This is a genomic window from Bradyrhizobium sp. U87765 SZCCT0048 (assembly GCF_018131225.1).
Classification (GTDB): Bacteria; Pseudomonadota; Alphaproteobacteria; order Rhizobiales; family Xanthobacteraceae; genus Bradyrhizobium_A.
In genome coordinates, this window is sequence record NZ_JAFCMM010000001.1 from 346977 (window position 1) to 365396 (window position 18420).

At 67.6% G+C, this 18420-nt stretch carries 18 protein-coding genes; 3 read left to right on the forward strand and 15 right to left on the reverse strand.

From position 1 onward, the window contains the following. Positions 1-198: 198 nt before the first annotated feature. The 14 genes from JQ639_RS01450 to JQ639_RS01515 form a co-directional block, all read right to left on the reverse strand. The gene (locus JQ639_RS01450) at positions 199-1206 is read right to left on the reverse strand and encodes a FecR family protein (protein WP_211969801.1); all 1008 of its coding nucleotides are present in this window, start codon (positions 1204-1206) and stop codon (positions 199-201) included. Positions 1207-1299: 93 nt separating this feature from the next. Continuing rightward, complete coding sequence (locus tag JQ639_RS01455) at positions 1300-1836, reverse strand: RNA polymerase sigma factor (protein ID WP_211969800.1); 537 nt, start codon at positions 1834-1836, stop codon at positions 1300-1302. Then, positions 1833-2531 (reverse strand): STN domain-containing protein, encoded by a 699-nt coding sequence (locus JQ639_RS01460; protein ID WP_211969799.1) that lies wholly within the window; start codon positions 2529-2531, stop codon positions 1833-1835. Before JQ639_RS01460 ends, JQ639_RS01455 begins: the two co-directional genes overlap by 4 nt. A 147-nt stretch (positions 2532-2678) precedes the next feature. Continuing rightward, positions 2679-3209, reverse strand: coding sequence for a GNAT family N-acetyltransferase (locus JQ639_RS01465; protein ID WP_211969798.1), 531 nt, complete (start codon positions 3207-3209; stop codon positions 2679-2681). A 68-nt stretch (positions 3210-3277) separates the two neighbouring features. Then, positions 3278-4096: an aspartate dehydrogenase gene (locus JQ639_RS01470; protein ID WP_211969891.1), complete on the reverse strand. Its 819-nt coding sequence runs from the start codon at positions 4094-4096 to the stop codon at positions 3278-3280. Continuing rightward, positions 4093-4791 carry an ABC transporter ATP-binding protein gene (locus tag JQ639_RS01475; protein WP_211969797.1) on the reverse strand — a complete coding sequence of 233 codons (699 nt, stop codon included), beginning with the start codon at positions 4789-4791 and terminating at the stop codon, positions 4093-4095. The genes JQ639_RS01470 and JQ639_RS01475 overlap by 4 nt, the downstream gene beginning before the upstream one ends. Next, positions 4785-5540, reverse strand: a complete 756-nt coding sequence (locus JQ639_RS01480; RefSeq protein WP_211969796.1) for an ABC transporter ATP-binding protein — start codon at positions 5538-5540, stop codon at positions 4785-4787. Before JQ639_RS01480 ends, JQ639_RS01475 begins: the two co-directional genes overlap by 7 nt. Then, complete coding sequence (locus JQ639_RS01485) at positions 5537-6559, reverse strand: branched-chain amino acid ABC transporter permease (protein WP_211969795.1); 1023 nt, start codon at positions 6557-6559, stop codon at positions 5537-5539. Before JQ639_RS01485 ends, JQ639_RS01480 begins: the two co-directional genes overlap by 4 nt. Continuing rightward, positions 6556-7467: a branched-chain amino acid ABC transporter permease gene (locus JQ639_RS01490; RefSeq protein ID WP_211969794.1), complete on the reverse strand. Its 912-nt coding sequence runs from the start codon at positions 7465-7467 to the stop codon at positions 6556-6558. The genes JQ639_RS01485 and JQ639_RS01490 overlap by 4 nt, the downstream gene beginning before the upstream one ends. Then, positions 7464-8807, reverse strand: a complete 1344-nt coding sequence (locus JQ639_RS01495; protein WP_249123587.1) for a cation:dicarboxylate symporter family transporter — start codon at positions 8805-8807, stop codon at positions 7464-7466. The genes JQ639_RS01490 and JQ639_RS01495 overlap by 4 nt, the downstream gene beginning before the upstream one ends. 9 nt (positions 8808-8816) lie before the next feature. Continuing rightward, a complete protein-coding gene (locus tag JQ639_RS01500) occupies positions 8817-9989 on the reverse strand; it encodes an ABC transporter substrate-binding protein (RefSeq protein WP_211969793.1) in 1173 nt (390 codons plus the stop codon). Positions 9990-10020: 31 nt separating this feature from the next. Next, positions 10021-10563, reverse strand: coding sequence for a 3-hydroxyanthranilate 3,4-dioxygenase (locus JQ639_RS01505; RefSeq protein ID WP_211969889.1), 543 nt, complete (start codon positions 10561-10563; stop codon positions 10021-10023). A gap of 100 nt (positions 10564-10663) precedes the next feature. Next, positions 10664-11641 carry a dihydrodipicolinate synthase family protein gene (locus tag JQ639_RS01510; protein ID WP_211969792.1) on the reverse strand — a complete coding sequence of 326 codons (978 nt, stop codon included), beginning with the start codon at positions 11639-11641 and terminating at the stop codon, positions 10664-10666. A 52-nt stretch (positions 11642-11693) separates the two neighbouring features. Continuing rightward, on the reverse strand, positions 11694-13124 hold the full coding sequence (locus tag JQ639_RS01515; protein ID WP_211969791.1) for an NAD-dependent succinate-semialdehyde dehydrogenase: 1431 nt from the start codon (positions 13122-13124) through the stop codon (positions 11694-11696). A 230-nt stretch (positions 13125-13354) separates the two neighbouring features. Between JQ639_RS01515 and JQ639_RS01520 the strand changes: the two genes are divergently transcribed. Beyond that, positions 13355-14308, forward strand: a complete 954-nt coding sequence (locus JQ639_RS01520; protein ID WP_249123586.1) for a LysR family transcriptional regulator — start codon at positions 13355-13357, stop codon at positions 14306-14308. 14 nt (positions 14309-14322) lie between these two features. Here JQ639_RS01520 and JQ639_RS01525 read toward each other — a convergent pair whose 3' ends face one another. Then, positions 14323-15174: a formylglycine-generating enzyme family protein gene (locus tag JQ639_RS01525; protein WP_211969790.1), complete on the reverse strand. Its 852-nt coding sequence runs from the start codon at positions 15172-15174 to the stop codon at positions 14323-14325. A gap of 298 nt (positions 15175-15472) precedes the next feature. Between JQ639_RS01525 and JQ639_RS01530 the strand changes: the two genes are divergently transcribed. Together JQ639_RS01530 and JQ639_RS01535 are read left to right on the forward strand one after the other, a co-directional pair. Next, complete coding sequence (locus JQ639_RS01530) at positions 15473-16402, forward strand: DUF4399 domain-containing protein (RefSeq protein WP_349644685.1); 930 nt, start codon at positions 15473-15475, stop codon at positions 16400-16402. 33 nt (positions 16403-16435) lie between these two features. Then, a complete protein-coding gene (locus tag JQ639_RS01535; RefSeq protein ID WP_211969789.1) occupies positions 16436-18397 on the forward strand; it encodes a caspase family protein in 1962 nt (653 codons plus the stop codon). Positions 18398-18420 lie beyond the last annotated feature (23 nt).

An 18420-nucleotide genomic window follows, 5' to 3' on the forward strand; every position in this document is an offset into this window, starting at 1 on the left:
AACGGACGGGCGCGACCATGAGGGCGTGCGACAGCCGTCCCGGAAAGCGCATGTGCTTCCCGCGACGACGACGGCACCCATCGTCACCCCATCCTCGGCGGACCTAGCTGTGACGACCCGCACGCCCTCGATGTGAATCCGATCGCAATGTTTTTCGACGAATGTTTCGTGACATAGCCGCCGGGCCGGAGGCAGCGATCAGCCGATCAGCACCAGTCCACCGGGCAAGGTGCGGATCCGTGCGCCGAACACCTCGTGCACCTGGGTGATGACGTCGTCGAGCCGGTCGAGCTTGAAACGGGCGGTCACCAGTCCGCGCCCAAGTGTCGCATCGAGCAGCACGATGCGGCCCGGCCGATAGCGATTGACCTCCGCGAGAACGCGGTCCAGCGGCTCCTTGCGGAACATCAGGTAGCCGCCACGCCAGGCCGTGACGATCATGGGATCGACGACCGTCACCGCGCCAAGCCCGGCCCGCTGGTAAATCACCTGCTGTCCGGTTTGCAGTGTCACGGCCTGATCGGTGACGGCAACATCCACCACGCCGGCGATGCAGGTGACTGATGTCGCCAGCCCGTCGCACCGGATGGCGAAGTTCGCCGCCGTCGCCGTCGCCGTGCCTTCGGCGGACAGAACCTGCACCGCGTTCCCCGAGGTCCTGCCCAAGGTCTTGCTCACGTCGACCGCCGCCTCACCCACGATCAGCTCGAAGCGATCAAGCCCCGGCGCTGCCGGTCGCAGCGCAATGCTGGTCTGGGTGTTCATGGTCACCGGCACCTGGCCGGCGATCAGGATGTCTCGGCGCTGGCCGACCCCGGTACGGTAGTCCGCAGCGAGCTCCGTCAGCGAAGGCCAAAGCTCCAGTGGCGGCCGCAGCACGAGGTAGCCCGCGGCCACCGTGGCCGCCGCCGTGGCGCCGCCGAGAAACGCCCGACGTCCCAGCGGCCGCGCTGCGGGACGGCGCCCTTCCGCCGCCGGGATCGCACCGCTGCGCAGCAGGCCGTCGATCGTCGGCGGCAGCGCACCCCACAGGGCCGTCGCCCGGACGAGCGCGGCGGCATGGGCGGGGCTTTGCGACCGCCACGCAGCGAGTTCCGCGCGCTCGGACGCCGTGACGTCCTCGTCGGTGACGCGCACCAGCCACGCCAGCGCCTCGCGCTCGAGCGCGGCGCTGTCCGGCACGTCGATGACGCGATCCGTAGTCATGCCCAACGTCCATTCCCCTCGCGACCCGCCGCCCCGGCGACGGCGCCTTCAGCACCGAAGACGATCCTGGGCCCGCGGATGTGCAGGACGCGCTCACGATTTGTCATCGGCATCGCCCTCCGTCATTTCCATGTGCTCCCGGCATGCCTCCAGCGCCCGTTGCAGCTCGAACTGCACCGTACGCCGCGAAATGCCGAACCGCCGGGCGATCTCGGCGCGCGGCAGTTGCTGATAGCGGGCGGCGATCAGGATCGCGCGCTGGCGCGGCGGCAGCGCCAGCAGAGCGCGGGCGAGCGCTGCCAGCTCGATGCGCGCCTCGACAATGCCATCCGGACCCGGTTGCCCGTCAGGAATGTCGAGCATGACATCTGCATCGGAGACCGCGTGGCGGGCGCGCCGCCGTTCGCTGCGCCGACGATCGGTGGCGAGGTTGTAGGCGGCTTTGAACAGGTAGGCCCGCGGGCTTGCCACGGCCCCGGGCGTATCGGTGCGACCGAGCCGCAGATAGACCTCGTGCAGCGCCTCGCTCGCGAGCTCGGTCGAGCCGAGCCGCCGCGCCAGGCGTTCGCGCAGGTCGTGATAGCGCTCCACCAGCAATTGCCGCAGGGCCATCCAGCTCGTCTCGGTCACCGCGGAGCGTCCTGGCATTCGTTCCGGCCTGCCGCCGATGGCGAAATCAGCATCGTGACCGGCTGGGGCATGTCGTGCGGCGCGCCCTGACCGACAGACACCCCGCGCAATGCCGCCGCGATCGCCTCGTCCCGGACATCGTCGCCCGACGGTCCGAGCAGCGCGGCGTTGCGGATCGTGCCGGCGCTCCCGATCGAGAACTGCAGTGCGACGCGATAGCTGCCCGGACGGGTTGCCGTCTGTCGGCACAACACGGCAATGATCCTGTCCTGCACGCGCGCGAGATAATCCTCGAAGCTCGCGACCTGCCGCGATGGAACGCTGTGCGGCCGCGCCAGCCCCACCAGCGTGAAGGCCCCCTCCGCGGTGCTGCGCGCCGCAAGCCCGGTCCCAACCAGCAACTCGTCGAGCGCCTCGCGCGGCGTGAGCTGGCCCTTGATTCCGGCCGAGACCCGCGCGCCGGTCAGCGCACTGACATAGAGCACCTGCAGGCCAGTGACCTGCATGTAGCTCTCGAGCGCGCCATCGAGCGGCTGCGAGGGGATGTCGAATCGAAGTTCAGGATCGACCGACGCGGGCTGCGCCCGGGCGAACGCCACGCTGGCAACGACGGCGAGCATCGTGCGGCCCGCGGCGCGCAGGAGCGCCGACCAGCCGACCGATCGCAAGGAGACGTCGCACCACGTCACGAGCATTCTCGCCCCTCGGGATGCAACCCAACGCGTCCCTTTCACATCATTCGCACGCCACGACCGTCGGCCAGCGGCAGGCGTCCCGTCGTTGCGCAGGCAACGCGCAGCAAGCCGAACACGGCTTCCAGCATCTGGACGGGATATATTGCGTCAGGATGACAGTTCGGTAACGCTGTCCGCGATCGTCCGGCGCCGCCGCTTGTTGCTGAACACCAGGAATACCTCGTTACCTAAGGTAAAGCGCGCAACCTCGGCCATGCCGAGCCGCTGGTGAGCACGCAACGACGGGCCATTGCCTGTCTTGATAAAAAGGATTGCCTCCCGCTCGGGCCAGCGCGCGACGAGATCGGCATACATCGCCTCCAGCACGCCCTGCCCGCGCGCCGCCTTGTCGATGCACACCGGACCGTAGACATAGGCATCCGGCGCGCCGGGCCACGCCCGCAACATCGCGACGGCAGGCGGCGCGGTCACCCAGGCCTTGCCGCAGGTAAACAGCGCGCCGAGCAGCCGGTCTCCCTCGACGGCGACCACGACAAGGCCGCCGACCTCGATCCAGCGCGTCACCACCTCGACCGGCCATTCGCCGAACAGCGCACCGCCCCGGGCAGCGCCATTGGCTTCGAGCAGCGCCGAGATGGCGACGGCGTCCGCAACCGTGGCGGCACGCGTCACGATCATGATCTGAAAGTCTCCATGCGCCGTCTTCCCGCAGCCAGCCGGCCCGCGCAAGGCCCGCCGTAAAACGCCTACAAGCTGAGCGGCCGGCTGCGGCCCTCGATCAGTCGCACCACGCTGAGGGCGGTCAGTTCCGAGGTTCTGGGGTTGGCGGCCAACGGCCGGTTCTCAACAATGACCTGGAGGCAGCCGAAATCGCCGCGCGCACTGAGATGGTGGCTGTTCTGCGTCGCCGCGGGATCGGCGACCAGCATCACCTCGGTGCGGTCGAGGCCGAGCCCGGCGAGCGCCGAGATGACGGCGACGTTGGCGTTGGCCGGAAACCTGGCAGCGGCCTCGCGCGCGGTGCCGCTGAAAAACGCCTGCGCCGACGTCAGCGTCGCGAGATCAATCAGTTCCTCGGCCGCCGTTCCCCGCCACGCGGCGGGTGGCTTGACGATGCGATGGCTCACACGCTGCAACGGCAGCCGCCCCGCCGCGGCCAGCGCGTCGAGCCCGCCCAGCGCACCCGGCGGCACCAGGATCTGGCTGCCACAGCGTTCGGCCTCCCCCACAAGACGCGCGAGCAGCGCATCGTCGGTAAATGCGCTGGTGGAGCAGACGGCCAACGCGCGGGCGTGACGCAGGCTTGCAATGCCCCAGGTCTCCACTGCTGCGCGGCCGGCCGCCTCGACCACAAGATCGGGCGCGAGATCGCGCAGGTCGTCCGGTGACGGCAGCCAGCGTGCGCCCACAGGCAGCTCGCGGTCATTCGACGGCGCGCGCCGCGTGGCGACGCCGGCAACCACGATATCGTCATTGCGTGAGGCAACGAGGGCGACGACCCGCCGGGCGATCGCGCCCCAGCCGACAAACGCGACGCGCAACGGCTTTTTCCTGGCCACGCTCATAGCCCGACATACCGTTCGATCGCCGCGGCATCGCGGTCCAGCGCGGCGCTGTCGCCACTCCACACCGTGCGGCCTTTCTCGAGGATGTAATGATGATCGGCGAGCCGCTTCAGCACGGCCATGTTCTTGTCGATCAGCAGAATTGACTGCCCCTGCTCCTTCAGCGTCGCGATGCAGCGCCAGATCTCGCCGCGCACGATCGGTGCGAGTCCTTCTGTCGCCTCGTCGAGGATCAGCAGTTTTGGGTTGGTCATCAGCGCCCGCCCGATGGCCAGCATCTGCTGCTCGCCGCCTGACAGTGTGCCCGCATATTGCCGCGCGCGCTCCTGTAGCCGCGGAAACAGGCGGTAGATGCGCTGTTCGGTCCAGGGCTCGGTACGCCCCGCGCGATTGGATGCCGTGGCGACGAGGTTCTCTCGCACGGTCAGGGTCGGAAACACCATCCGCCCCTCGGGCACGAGGCCGATGCCGCGGCGGGCGATCGCTTCCGGTGTCGCGCCGCCGAGCGGCGTGCCGTCGAAATGCAGGCCGCTGCTGGCCGGCACAAGACCCATGATGGCGCGCACGGTCGTGGTCTTGCCCATGCCGTTGCGGCCGAGCAGCGTAACGATACGGCCATCAGGCACTTCAAGATTGACATCGAACAGCACCTGGCTCGCACCGTAGCAGGCCTGCAGGTTGGTCAGCGTCAGCATGCCTCGTCGCCCGAGCCGAGATAGGCGGTCCGGACCGCCGGATCGGAGCGGATCTCGTCAGCGGTGCCGCTCGCGACAACCCGCCCATACACCAGCACCGAAATGCGGTCGGCCAGCGCAAACACCGCGTCCATGTCGTGCTCGACCAGCACGATGGTCACCTTGCCCTTGAGCTGGCGCAGCAGCGCCACCATCGCCTGGCTCTCCACCGGGCTAAGGCCCGCCATCGGCTCGTCGAGCAGCAGCAGCGACGGGCGGGTGGCCAGCGCCACCGCAAGCTCGAGCTGCTTGCGTTCGCCCTGGGCAAGATCGGCGACCCGGGTTCCCGCGCAGGCGGACAGGCCGACCTCCTCCAGCAGTTGCGCCGCCTGGGTGTTGCCGTCGCCGTTGCGTCGCGCGTCGGCGAAGAAGCGGAAGCTGTGGCCCTGGCGCGCCTGCACTGCGAGGGCGACATTGTCACGCGCGCTCTCGTCGGGAAGCAACTGGGCAATCTGGAAGGTCCGCGCCAGCCCCCGCCGCACCCGCTCCCACGGCGGCAGCGCGCCGACATCGACGCCCCCGACCAGGATTGCGCCGGCGTCATGGCGCAGTTCGCCGGCCACCTGGTTGATGAGGGTGGTCTTACCGGCGCCGTTCGGCCCGATCAGGGCATGCAGTGCCCCCTCGGGGACCGACAGGTTGACATCATCGGTGGCCGTCAGGCCGCCGAAGCGCTTGCGCAGGCCGCGCAATTCGAGCGCTGCCGTCATGGCCTGCCCGCGATCCGGCGGACCAGCGCCGCAAGGCCGCCGCGCGTCAGCATCACGATCGCCAGCAGGATGATGCCGAGATAGAGCTGCCAGTTCTCGGTCTGCGCCGCGAGCATGGTCTCCAGCACCACCATCGCGGCGGCGCCGAGGATCGGGCCGACCAGTGTGCCGGCGCCGCCGAGGATGACCATCATCATCAGCTCGCCAGACTTGGTCCAGTGCATCATGTCGGGGCTGGCGAAGCGCAGGTAGTTGGTCATCAGCGCGCCGGCGAGCGCCGCGCCGCCACCGGCGATGATGAAGGCGACGAGGCGATAGCGGTATGGTGCGACGCCGATCGCGATCATCCGACGCTCGTTCTGCCGCAGGCCGGACAGCACCACGCCGAAGCGCGAGCGCACGAGACAGGCGGTCAAAACGAACCATGCCGCCGCAAGGACAAGGCAGATATAGTAGTAGACGACGTCGTCGCGGGCATCGACCAGCGGCAGCACGTCGCGCCGGCGCATCATCAGCCCGTCGTCGCCGCCATAGGTCTTCAGCGACACGAACAGAAAGAACAGCATCTGGGCGAATGCCAGCGTGATCATGATGAAGGGCACACCGCTGGTGCGCAGCGACAGGCTGCCGATCAGCGCCGCGACCGCGGCGCCGACCACCACGGCCGCGAGCAGCGCGAGCGGCAGGCTGTCCGTTCCCGGCACGAGGTCGAGAAACGCGCTGCGCTCGGCAAAATGCTGGTAGAGAATGCCGACCACGTAACCGCCGACGCCGAAGAACGCCGCGTGGCCGAAAGTGACGAGGCCGCCATAGCCTAGCACCAGATTCAGACTCATGGCGGCGATGGCGTAGATCGCCACCTGTGTCATCAGGCCGGTTGCCGACGGCACGTTCAGCGCGTTCGCCGCCATCGGCAGCGCAAGCAGCGCCGCAATCGCCACGACGACCACAGCGCTCCGCAGCGTCACAAACGATGGCACCGCTCGTGCGCTGCCGTTGTCCAGTGAGTCCGACGTCATGGCTTCCCCGCCAGCAGCCCCTGCGGGCGGATCAACAACACCAGCGCCATCAGCAGATAGATGCTGATCGACGACAGGCCGCTTGCCAGCGCGTCGGCATTGGAGCCGCCCATCACCTGACGCAGTATCATCGGCAGGAACGCGCGTGCCAGGGTGTCGACAAGGCCGGCGGCGAGCGCGCCGAAGAACGCCCCGCGCACCGAGCCGAGGCCGCCAATGACCACGACGACGAAGGCGAGGATCAGGATCTGCTCGCCCATGCCGACCTGAACCGAGGTGATGGGTCCGGCGATCACGCCGGCGAGCCCCGCCAGCAGCGCGCCGAGACCGAACACCGCCGTATACAGCAGCGCAACATTGACGCCGAGCGCCCGCACCATCTGGCGATGGGTGGCGCCGGCGCGAACCAGCATGCCGACGCGGGTATAGTGGATCAGCGCGAACAGGCCGCCCGCGACCGCAAGGCCGAGCGCGATGACCAGCAGACGGTACAGCGGATAGGTCAGCCCCGGCAGCAGCGTCACCGAGCCGGACAGCGCCGGCGGGATCGCCACGAACAGCGGCTGGCGGCCGAACAGCATGTTGGCGCCCTGGTTGATGATCAGGATCAGCGCGAACGTCGCCAGCACCTGGTCGAGATGGTCACGCGCATACAGCCGGCGCACCACGACATACTCGATCAGCACGCCGCCGGCAGCCGCGGCGGCAAGACCGCCAGCAAGTGCGAGCCACAGTGATCCGGTATGGGCCGCGACCAGCGCCGCGGCATAGGCGCCGATCATGTAGAGCGAACCGTGGGCGAGATTGATCACCCCCATGATGCCGAAGATCAGGGTGAGTCCCGCCGACATCAGGAACAGCGTCAGGCCGAACTGGATGCCGTTGAGGATCTGCTCGACGACGATCATGGCGCACGCCCCGGCACGCCGATCGGTTCGGCTGTGGCCGCCTCATCGGCCGGCGTACCCGGCCAATCCGCGGCGAGCGCAAGCGCATCCCGCCGGCAGGCGGCATCGAACTTCGCCCGGTCGAATGCGCCCTCCCAGCGTGCGATCACGAGCACTGCAACCGCATTGCCGATCATGTTGGTGAGGCCGCCGCACAGCGCCATGAAACGATCGACGCCGAACAGCAGGCCAAGTCCGCTGAGCGGCAGCGCGCGGGTGCTTTGCAGCGTCGCCGCGAGCTTGATGAACGAGCCGCCGGCGACGGTCGCCCCGCCCTTCGAGGTCAGCAGCAGCACTGCGAGCAGCGCAAGTTGCGCTGTCCACGGGAACGGCGTGTCGGTCGCCTGGGCAATAAAGCCGACGCCGATTGCCATGTACAGCGAGGTGCCGTCGAGGTTGAAGCTGTAGCCCGCCGGCAGCACGAATCCGACCACAGTCTCGTCGCACCCCGCGCGCGTCAGCTTCTGCATCAGCCGTGGAAACGCCACCTCGCTGGACGACGTGCTGAACACCAGCATGATCTCCTCGCGGATCAGGCCGAGGATGCGGAAAATCGACAGGCGGGCGAGCGCCGCGACCGCGCCGAGCACCACCAGCACGAACAGAGCTGCGCAGGCGAAGAACAGCACGACGACCTCGGCGAGATGCGCCAGCGCCGCCCCGCCATAGCCGCCGACCGTGGCGGCCATGGCCCCGAACGCCCCGAGCGGGGCGAACCGCATGATCCAGTCGAGGACGATGAACAGCAGGCGCTGCCCCTCCTCGATCCCGCGCACCAGCACGGACTCCGGTTCACGCAGCGCGCCGAGCGCAAGCCCGGCAATGACGGAGATGAACAGGACCTGCAGCACGTCGCCACGGGCGAAGGCGTCAACCGGATTGGCCGGGATGATGTGCAGCAGGAACGTGGCGAACGAGAACGCCTCGCTCGACGCCACGGAGTTCGGCAGCGGCGCAGCGAAGACCGACGCGTGCAGGCCCTGCCCGGGCTGCACGATGTTGACGGCCGCGAACCCCAGCAGCATCGCGATCGTGCTGACGACCTCGAAATAGACGAGGGTCTTGAACGCGAGCCGACCGAGCCGGCGCATGTCCTTGATCGCGGCAAGGCTGTGCACGACCGTGAAGAACACGATCGGGCCGATCAGCATGCGCAGCAACGCCACGAAGGCATCGCCGAACGGCTTCATGGCGACGGCGGTGGCCGGCACCGCAAGGCCCAGGGCGACACCGGCGACAATGCCGATCAGCACCTGAACCTGCAGTCTGTGGATCTGCAGCCTTGCGAGCCAGCTCATCATCGTCCGTTCCTAGAACTTGCAGTCCTTGGCGTAGGCGTCGCCGTGGTCGGACAGGATCTTGCCCTTGGTGTTGAGCGCGAGCTTGCCGTCGGCGGTCTTCTCGGCCTTCAGCGCCCACCAGTCCTGCACCGGATGCTGGTTCGGACCGAACTTGAAGGCGCCACGGGTCGACTGGAAGTCGGCCTTCAGCATCGCCTGCCGGAACGCGTTGACGTCGTCGACCTTGCCGCCGGTGCCCTTGAGCGCAGCGCCGATCGCCAGCGCGGTATCGTAGCCCTGGCTGGCGTAGTAGGTCGCGGGACGCTGGTAGGTCTTGTCCCACGCCGCCATGAAGGCCTTGTTGGCGGGGTTGTCGAAGTCTGAATTCCAGTGCGAGGTCACATTGACGTCGAGACCGGCCTCGCCGACCACGGCGAGCGTCACGGCGTCGAGCGAGGGCGCCGCGACCACCATCGGGATCTTGTCCTTCAGGCCCGCCTGCTGGTACTGACGCAGGAACGCGATGCCGAGGCCACCGGGCTCGAACTGGAACACAGCGTCGGGGCCCGCGGCACGAATCTGGGCGAACTCGGCGGCAAAGTCCGTCTGGTCGAGACGGGTGAAGCTCTCGCCCGCGATCTTGCCCTTGTAGAAGCGCTTGAAGCCTTCGAGCGCATCCTTGCCGGCCTGATAGTTCGCGGCAACGAGATAGACGCTCTTGTAGCCGAGCTTGTTGGCGAGTTCGCCGGCGCTCTCGTGCAGGGAGTCGTTCTGCCAGGAAACTACGAAGTAGTTGGGATGGCAGCCCTTGCCGGCGAACGTCGACGGTCCGGCGTTGGGGCTGACATAGATGGCGCCGGCATCGAGCACGTCGGGCACGGTGGCGCCGGCGACATTGGAGAACACGATACCGGTGAAGATCTTGATCTTGTCATTCTTCAGAAAGCGGTCGGCGATCTGCTTGCCCTGCCCCGGCTTGGCGCTGTCATCCTCGACGACCACCTGCACCGGCACGCCGCCGAGCTTGCCGCCGCCCATGTTGATGGCGAGCTCGAAGCCGTCACGGATGTCCTGGCCGAGATAGCCGCCGGGCCCCGACAGCGACGTGATCAGGCCGATCTTGACCGGCTCCTGCGCCGAGGCCGGCGCCATCCAGCCGAGCTGTGCGGCGAGCAGCGCCGACGCGATTTTGATGCCCCTCATGTTATCCCCCTCTTGTTGATTGTGGCGTTGTCTACAGCTTCACCCAGCCCGCCGGCGGTTCCTTGCCGGGATGCAGCGTCTTGCAATGCGGACAAGTGCGGGCCGCCTCGTTGCCGTAGAAGGCGCGATACAAAGGCGGCAGGTCGTCGACGATGCTCTCGAGGTCGACCTCGACCCGGTGCACCAGACCCTGACACGCGAAGCAGTACCACTCGAACGCGTCGAGAATGCCGTCGGGACGCTTGGGTTCGACCACGAGGCCGACCGAGCCCTCCTGCGGACGCTGCGGCGAGTGGCGGACATGCGGCGGCAGCAGGAAGATCTCACCTTCGCGGATCGGCACGTCATAGTGCTTACCGTTGTCGACGACCTTGAGCATCATATCGCCGCGCAACTGGTAGAAGAACTCCTCGACGGGATCGTCATGGAAGTCGGTGCGCCGGTTGGGGCCGCCGACCACGGTGACCATCAGATCGGCGTCCTTCCAGATCTGCTGGTTGCCGACCGGCGGCTTGAGCATGTGCTGATGCTCGTCGATCCACTTCGCAAAATTGAAGGCGCGCAGCCGTCCCAGTTCGCTCATCCCGTCTCTCCCATGTCCGTCGCGGCTTCCGCCGCGACCACTCTTGGCCCGTCGGCGTATCATCCCTCGCTCGTTCGGCGAAGGCGGTGCGTCAACCCGCCGCCTTCGCCGGCCGTCCCATCTGCAGGCCGCAAGCGTCGAAGGCACGGCGGGTTGCGGCCTTCTCCTGCGCCGTCAGCTCGAGCAGCGGCGGGCGCACGGCGCCGCCAACCTGTCCCAGCAGCTCCTGCCAATACTTCTGATGCGCGTGCGGCTTCTCCGCCGGCCGCGTGGTGCGCAGGGCCGCGCGCACCGGATCGAGGCTGTCGCGCACCGCGCGCGCCTCATCGATGCGCCCGGCGAAGGCGAGATCGGTGTAGGTACGCATCCGGCGGTCGACCGCGGTCTGCAACAGGTACGGCGGCGACGAACAGAGATAGAGCCGCCAGCCGAGCTCGACGATGTTGTCGAACCATTCCTCCTCCGACGCGGTGCTGACCTGGATGCGGTCGGAGGCGAGCCGCGTCAATTCCTGGTACATCGGCCGTGGCACGCTGTACTTGATCGCCACCACGTTCTCGATGTCGGCGAGCTGGTTGCACAACTGCGGCGACAGCAGGTAGCCGCTGTCCGGGTGGCTCCACAGCGCGATGCCAATGTCAACCTTGGACGCGATGGTGCGGTAATAGTTCAGCACGGTCTCGTCGTGGGCCTTGAAGAAGTGCAGGATCGGCGCGTGCACCACGATGTAGTCGGCGCCGACGCGCTGGGCGTGGCGCGCGAGATCGATGACCACGTCCATGTTCTGGTCTGAGCACGACATGATGGTCGCGCCGCGCCCCTCGCTGGCCGCCACCGCCAGTTCGAACGAGCGCTTGCGCTCCTCGATCGACATCGAGAAAAACTCGCCCTGCTTGCCGGCGATGAACAGACCATCGATGCCGAGGTCGCCGGTCCAGTGCGCGACGTTGCGGCGAAAGCCGTCCTCGTCGATCGACAGGTCCGGCCGGAACGGCATCAGCGCCGCCGCCCAGATCCCCGTCATGTTGGCCTTGGCGTAGGCCTTGGCGTCCTTCTTGGTGTACTTCATGGTCTGTCCAATCCCAGGAAACGTCTGGTGACGATCGCCGACGGCGGCCTGCTCACGCCAGGCGATGCGATACGTTCTTCACCACGGTGTAGTGCGAAAGGCCCTCGGCGCCGCCCTCGCGGCCGAACCCGCTCTCCTTGACGCCACCGAATGGCGTCTGGGCGACCGAGGCCTCCAGCGTGTTGATCGAGAAGTTGCCGGCCTCGATCCCCTCAGCCAGGTGGTCGGCGTTGCGCGCCGAATGGGTGAAGGCGTAGGCCGCAAGACCGAACGGCAGCGCATTGGCCTTGGCGAGCGCGTCGTCAAGCGTCTTGACTGGATTGATCAGCGCCAGCGGACCAAACGGCTCCTCGGACATGGCACGAGCCTCGTCGGGTACGTCCGCCAGCACGGTCGGTGCGAAGAAATAGCCGCGGTTGCCGAGGCGCTCGCCGCCGGCGAGCAGCCGCGCACCTTTGGCCCGGGCGTCGGCGACCAGCGTCTCCATCGCCTCGATGCGGCGATGATTGGCGAGCGGCCCCATCTCGGTACCGGCCGTGAGGCCGTTGCCGACGGTGATCGTCCGCGCCTTCTCGGCGAAAGCCCGGGTGAAGCGTTCGTACAACGGCTCCTGCACGAAGAACCGCGTCGGCGACGTGCAGACCTGGCCGGCGTTGCGCATCTTGCGAACCGCCGACATGACGGCGGTCTCGACGGGATCGACGTCATCACAGACGATCACCGGCGCATGGCCGCCGAGTTCCATCAGCACGGGCTTGACGTGACGCCCTGCCATCTCGGTCAGCCGCTTGCCGACCGCCGTCGATCCGGTGAACGCCACGAGGCGTACGGGGTCCTTGGGAATGAGATATTCCGAGATTTCCGCCGGCACGCCGAACACCAGGTTGAGCACGCCCGGCGGTAACCCGGCGTCATGGAACGCACGCACGATATGCAGCGCCCCCGCCGGCGTCTCTTCGGCGGCCTTGATGATGATGGAGCAGCCGGCGGCCAGCGCACCGCCGATCTTGCGCGCCGGCTGGCTCATCGGGAAATTCCACGGCGAGAACGCCGCCACCACGCCGATCGGCCGATGCAGCACGAGATACTTGATGCCCGGCTCGCTTGGGATCACCCGACCATAGGTGCGCAGCCCTTCCGCAGCATCCCACTCGAAGAATTCGCAGCCGCGGATCACCTCGAGGCGCGCCTGGGCGATCGGCTTGCCGTGCTCCAGCGTGATCGCGAACGCGATCTCCTCGATACGCTCGCGCATCAGCGCGGCGGCCTTGAGCATGATCTCCGCGCGCCTTGCCGGCGCGGTGCGGCTCCAGACCTTCAGCCCTTCGGCCGCAGCCGCGAGCGCGTCGTCGAGATCGACCCGGCTGGCGACCGGCACCTGTCCGATCACAGCTTCGTCCGCGGGATTGATTACAGGCAGCCCCGACGCGGTCTTCCGCCAGGAGCCGCCGATGTAGAGCTGGAGATCGGGATACTGCGCCATCTGAAAAGCCTCGGGACCAACCGCGGTCAAATTGAAACAAGGATCCAGCGGACACCGGCGGCCGCGATCGAGCGTCCGCCACCTCGCCGCACCCCAGCACCGCGCCAAAAGTTGCGTTGTGCACGGTCGCTTGAGGCCATCGTGTTCCGCGTCATGGTGCGATTAGGCGGCGGAGGCCTTTAAGTTGCAATGCTTATAATTCTTATTTATTCATAATAGAAATAGTATGAATGACCATGAACATCACCATCCGCCAGATCCAGGCCTTTCTTCAGGTCGCTGCGCTCGGCAGCTTCACCCGCGCCGCCGAAAAGCTGCATACACTGCAGCCGGCGCTGTCGCAGCAGGTCCGCGATCTCGAAGCCGAACTCGGCATTCGCCTGTTCGACCGCACTACGCGGCGGGTCGAACTGACCGATGGCGGCGCCGAGTTTCGCAACATCGCCGCCAAGATCATCGAGGATCTCGAACTCGCCGCGCGCAACGCACAGGACCTCGCCGAGCGCAAGCGCGGCCGCGTGGTGGTCGCAGCGCCGCCGCTGCTCGCCGCAGCCATCGTGCCGCGCGCGATCGCCGAATTCGGCACGCAGTATCCCGGGCTATCGGTCCGCCTGATCGACGCCCGCACCGACCAGATCGTCGAGCTGGTGCGCTCCGGCCAGGTCGATTGTGGTATCGGCACCTTCCATGCCGGCGAGGATGGCATCGTGTCGACGCGGCTGGCGCGCGACAGCCTGATGGTGTTCTGTGCCGCACAGCACCCGCTCGCCGGCCGTGCCAGCGTCGACTGGCGCGAACTCGACGGTCTCGCGCTGGTGACACTGACCCGCGACAGCGGCATTCGTCTCCTGGTCGAGGTCGGCTTCGAGGCGGCACAGATCAAGCTGGTGCCCGCTTACGAGGTGGCGCAGATCACGACAGCGCTCGCGATGGTGGAAGCCGGGCTCGGCGTCGCGGTGCTGCCGACCTACGCCTTTGCCGCGGCACGGGCGCTCGACATTCGGGCAGCGGCGCTGGAGCCGGGCCTCGGCCGTGACATCTCGCTGATCGCGCGGACCGGACGCTCGCTGGCGCCGGCGGTTGCGGCCTTCGCCCGCGTCCTCGGCAAGTACGCCAGTGCCGCGCTGCCCGACACCGGAAAGACCACCGACGCGAAGCCGCAAAAGGCGGCCCGCAAACGCTGAACCGTTTCCGTCGCCTACTGCAGGTCGCGGGCGACGCGAAAGCCGTTCGCGTAATAGCGCACGTCGATGTCGTAACGGAACCGGGCGCTCGATGTCGCAAGGTTGGCCTTGTTGGCGAACGAGCCGCCACGCAGCACCCGCTGCCGGCACTGTCCGGTCGTCCAGGCCGAGCCATCCTTCGGCGCCTTGGCGTAGTTGTCGTTCCAGCAGTCCTCGACCCATTCATAGGCATTGCCGGCGGTGTCGTAGAGGCCGAAGCCGTTCGGCCGGAACGAGGCGACCGGCATGGTCTTGCGCACCGGCGCGTCGCCGCAGCCGTCGCAGTTGGCATTGCCCTTGCCAGCGTCCTTGCCCCACCAGTATTTCGCCGTGGTGCCGGCGCGCGCGGCATATTCCCACTCCGCCTCGCTCGGCAGACGATAGGTGCGGCCGGTCTTGCGCGTCAGCCAGGCGACGAACGCCTTGGCGTCCTCCCAACTGACATCGACGACCGGCTGGTTGCCACGCCCCCAGCCCTGATCGTCCGCCCGGTACTTGCAGTCGCCGTCGGCGACACAGGCATCCCATTCGGCGAACGATGTCTCGCGCCGTGCAATCGCAAAAGGAGACGCGATCGTGACCTTGTGCGGCGGGGCTTCGAACGGCGTATCGCGGCTGCCCATTTCGAAATCGCCCGATGGCACGACGACCAGCTCCGGACAGCTGGCGCAGTCGCGCACGAGCTCGCCCGGTTCCGGCACGGCCGCCGCGGCCACGCGCACGATCGCGCCGTCATTCCCTCCGGCGTCAGCCGCAGGCCGGCCGACCGGCATGGCCATGACCGTCGAGATCCACAGGCCGGCAAAAACGACAAGAAATCTGACCATCTCAGTCCCGTCGACGTGACGTCCCCACCATCTGCGCCCGCATTATCCACGCCCGACGCATTGGTAGGTAGGAAAAAAGGCCAGACGGTTCAAAGCGCCAGCGCACAGCCCCGTGACCGAATCGCCGCATTTGACGAAAAATACACTGCACTTGCGCGACACCGTCCCGCCACGACAGCGATATTTCCTTTGAACAATTCCGGTGTATCATTCGACCACCTGCGAGGGACCAGGTCCTTGACGTTTTCGAGCAGCCGGCAGCATTGCGCCGGCAGCCGCAATGTTTATGGAGGAACTCGTGCTCTCACGCGCAGTGGCCGCCACCGCGGCCTCCTGCCTGCTGTTCGCAGGCCTCTTCTGTACCTCTGCCGACGCCCAGAAGTCCGGCGGACCGACGCCATCGCCGGCCGGCTCCGCGGTCTATTTCATCGATCTCAAGGATGGCCAGACGGTTCCCGGCAAGTTCACCGTCCATTTCGGCCTCAAGGGCATGGGAGTCGCGCCAGCCGGCTCCGACAAGGAGAATTCCGGCCATCATCACCTGCTGATCGACACCGATCTGCCGCCGATGGACCAGCCCATCCCGAACGACTTCAATCACCTGCACTTCGGCGCCGGCCAGACCGAAGCCGAGGTGACGCTGGCGCCGGGTGACCACACGCTGCAGCTGCTGCTCGGCGACAAGAACCACATTCCCAACTCGCCGCCGCTGATGTCCGAGCGTATCCGCGTGCATGTCGCCGACGGCGCCGCCGTGCCAGCGGCTCCGGCCGCCGCTGCGGCACATAGCGGCCATGACGCCCACGGCGGCCGCCACCCCTCACCGCCTGGAGCAAAGGTCTATTTCGTCTATCCGACCGACGGCGCCTATGTGACGCTGAACCCCGTGATCCGCTTCGGCCTGATCGGCATGGGCGTGGCGCCAGCCGGCTTCGAGAAGGTCAATACCGGACACCACCATCTCCTGATCGATACCGAGCTGCCGCCCTTTGATCAGCCGATCCCAAACGACTTCAACCACCTGCACTTCGGCGCCGGCCAGACCGAAGCCAAGATCACGCTGACACCCGGCAAGCACAAGCTGCAGCTGCTGCTCGCCGACGAGAACCACATTCCCCACGATCCGCCGATCTATTCGGCGCCAATCGAGGTCACGGCGACGGTTTCCGGCAAGAAGCCGCCGACCAAGAAGAAGCGCAGATATCGCTGGAGGTATCGCTACGAGTGATCGACCGGCCATCCGGCCCGTCCGGAGCATGACATGATCAGGCGGTTCGCCCCGTGGATCGCAGCGGCGTGCGGCGTCCTGCTGCTGCTCGCAACCGGCGATAGCGCAAGGGCCGACCGGCGCATTGCGCTCGTGGTGGGCAACGCCCATTACGGCAATGCGGCCTTGAATCTCAGCAACCCGAAGAACGATGCCGACGACGTCGCAGACGCGTTGCGCGCCGTCGGCTTCGAGGTCATGAAGGCGACCGACGCCAGTAAGCGCGACCTCGATCTCGCCATGGCCAAATTCGCCCGCGCCGCTACTGACTCCGATGCCGCGCTGTTCTTCTATGCCGGCCATGCGCTGCAATACCAGGGGCGCAACTATCTCATTCCGACCGACGCCGAGGTCGAGGACGAGGTCAGCCTGCGCTACCAGCTGATGCCGATCGATGACGTCCGCGCCGCGCTCGACCGCGCCACCGGCGTCAAGGTCATGATCCTCGACGCCTGCCGCAACAACCCGATCGTGGATTCGATCCGCCGCCGCACGACAGGCGAAAGCCGCGCGCTCGGCGGCCAGCGCGGCCTCGCCCGCATCGACAAGACGCAGGGCATGGTGATCGCGTACTCGACCGCGGCCGACGAGGTCGCAGCCGACGGCTCCGGCCGCAACAGCCCGTTCACGCGCGCCTTCCTCAAACGGCTGCGCGAACCCGGCCTCGAAATCGAGCAGCTGTTCCGCCGCGTCGCCGCCGACGTCAACACCGACACCGGCGGTCGCCAGCGCCCCGAGACCTACGTCTCCCTGCTCAGCGACTACTATCTGAACCAGACCGATCGCACGGCGTTCGACGCCGTGAAGGAATCGTCCGATCCCGCTGCGCTGCGGGACTTCATCGGAAAATTCCCGTCGTCGAGCTACGTCTCCGACGCCCGCTACCGCATCCAGCGCCTCGAGCTGCAGGCGCAGGAGAAGCAGTTGCAGCAGATCCGTCAGGAAGAAGCAGCCCGCCGGCTCGACGAGCAGCGTCGCGCCGAGCAGGATGTGGCGCGCAAGGCCGACGAACAAAGGCGTGCAGACGAGCAGCGACGGCTGGACGACCAGCGCGCGAAGCAGGCGGACGCGGAACGTGCCCGCCTCGAGCGTGAGGCCGCGCAGCGGCAGCAGGACGAACAACGGCAGAAAGCTGCAGCCGAGGCCCAGCGACCGCCGCAGAAGCTCGCCGGCATCGAACGCGTCGAACCGGCGACGCCGCGGATCGAGCCCGCGCCACCCGCCGCGACTGCGCCGTCCAGTACCGCACAGCCGTGCGACCAGGACGTCGCCCGCCTCGCGCGATTGCGCAGCAACCCGGTGTTCGCCGACGTCGCACAGTTCGAGCGCGAAATGACCTGCGACCGGCTGCGGCCGCAGGTCGCGCGGCTGCGCGAGAGCCTTGCGCCAACCGGCCCACCGGCGCAGGTCGCAGCGCCCACGACCGCACCGGCGCCCGTGGCAAACGCGCCGCCGCCTCTGGCCCCTGCGGTGCCGCCGATCCCTACGCCGCAGCCTGAGCGGCTCGCCGACCTCAAAAGCCAGCCCGCGCCGCCGCTCGCCGATCAGGCGCAGGCCTGCAAGCGCGACGAGCCCCGCCTCGCCCGGCTGCGGGCCGAGCCGTCCTATGCCGACGTCGTAGCGTTCGAGCGCGAACTAGGCTGCGATCGGTTACGCCCGCAGGTGGTGCGGCTGCGTGAGAGCCTTGCCCCGGTCGGAACGAGTGCAGAGGCGCCGCGCGCAGACGCCAGCGCCGGTGCAGCACAGAACCGTCAAGCCACCGTGACCGCCGCTCCGTCCACGCCCCCGCCAGCCCCAGAGGCCGTCAAACAGACCTGCGACCAGGAGCGCGCCGCCCTGGCGCGGCTGCGCAGCAATCCGTCGCGAGACGATGTGCTGCGTTTCGAGCGGAGCCTCAGCTGCGAGGCACTGCGCCCGCAAGTCACCAGGCTGCGCGAGAGTCTTGCGGATCGTTGACAGCGCTGCAACACGATTGTCAC

Coding starts and splice junctions, on each gene's coding strand:
- JQ639_RS01450 (WP_211969801.1), bottom strand. CDS start 1,206: ATGACTACGGATCGCGTCATCGACGTGCCGGACAGCGCCGCGCTCGAG.
- JQ639_RS01460 (WP_211969799.1), bottom strand. CDS start 2,531: ATGCTCGTGACGTGGTGCGACGTCTCCTTGCGATCGGTCGGCTGGTCG.
- JQ639_RS01465 (WP_211969798.1), bottom strand. CDS start 3,209: ATGATCGTGACGCGTGCCGCCACGGTTGCGGACGCCGTCGCCATCTCG.
- JQ639_RS01470 (WP_211969891.1), bottom strand. CDS start 4,096: ATGAGCGTGGCCAGGAAAAAGCCGTTGCGCGTCGCGTTTGTCGGCTGG.
- JQ639_RS01475 (WP_211969797.1), bottom strand. CDS start 4,791: ATGCTGACGCTGACCAACCTGCAGGCCTGCTACGGTGCGAGCCAGGTG.
- JQ639_RS01480 (WP_211969796.1), bottom strand. CDS start 5,540: ATGACGGCAGCGCTCGAATTGCGCGGCCTGCGCAAGCGCTTCGGCGGC.
- JQ639_RS01485 (WP_211969795.1), bottom strand. CDS start 6,559: ATGACGTCGGACTCACTGGACAACGGCAGCGCACGAGCGGTGCCATCG.
- JQ639_RS01490 (WP_211969794.1), bottom strand. CDS start 7,467: ATGATCGTCGTCGAGCAGATCCTCAACGGCATCCAGTTCGGCCTGACG.
- JQ639_RS01495 (WP_249123587.1), bottom strand. CDS start 8,807: ATGATGAGCTGGCTCGCAAGGCTGCAGATCCACAGACTGCAGGTTCAG.
- JQ639_RS01500 (WP_211969793.1), bottom strand. CDS start 9,989: ATGAGGGGCATCAAAATCGCGTCGGCGCTGCTCGCCGCACAGCTCGGC.
- JQ639_RS01510 (WP_211969792.1), bottom strand. CDS start 11,641: ATGAAGTACACCAAGAAGGACGCCAAGGCCTACGCCAAGGCCAACATG.
- JQ639_RS01515 (WP_211969791.1), bottom strand. CDS start 13,124: ATGGCGCAGTATCCCGATCTCCAGCTCTACATCGGCGGCTCCTGGCGG.
- JQ639_RS01520 (WP_249123586.1), top strand. CDS start 13,355: ATGACCATGAACATCACCATCCGCCAGATCCAGGCCTTTCTTCAGGTC.
- JQ639_RS01525 (WP_211969790.1), bottom strand. CDS start 15,174: ATGGTCAGATTTCTTGTCGTTTTTGCCGGCCTGTGGATCTCGACGGTC.
- JQ639_RS01535 (WP_211969789.1), top strand. CDS start 16,436: ATGATCAGGCGGTTCGCCCCGTGGATCGCAGCGGCGTGCGGCGTCCTG.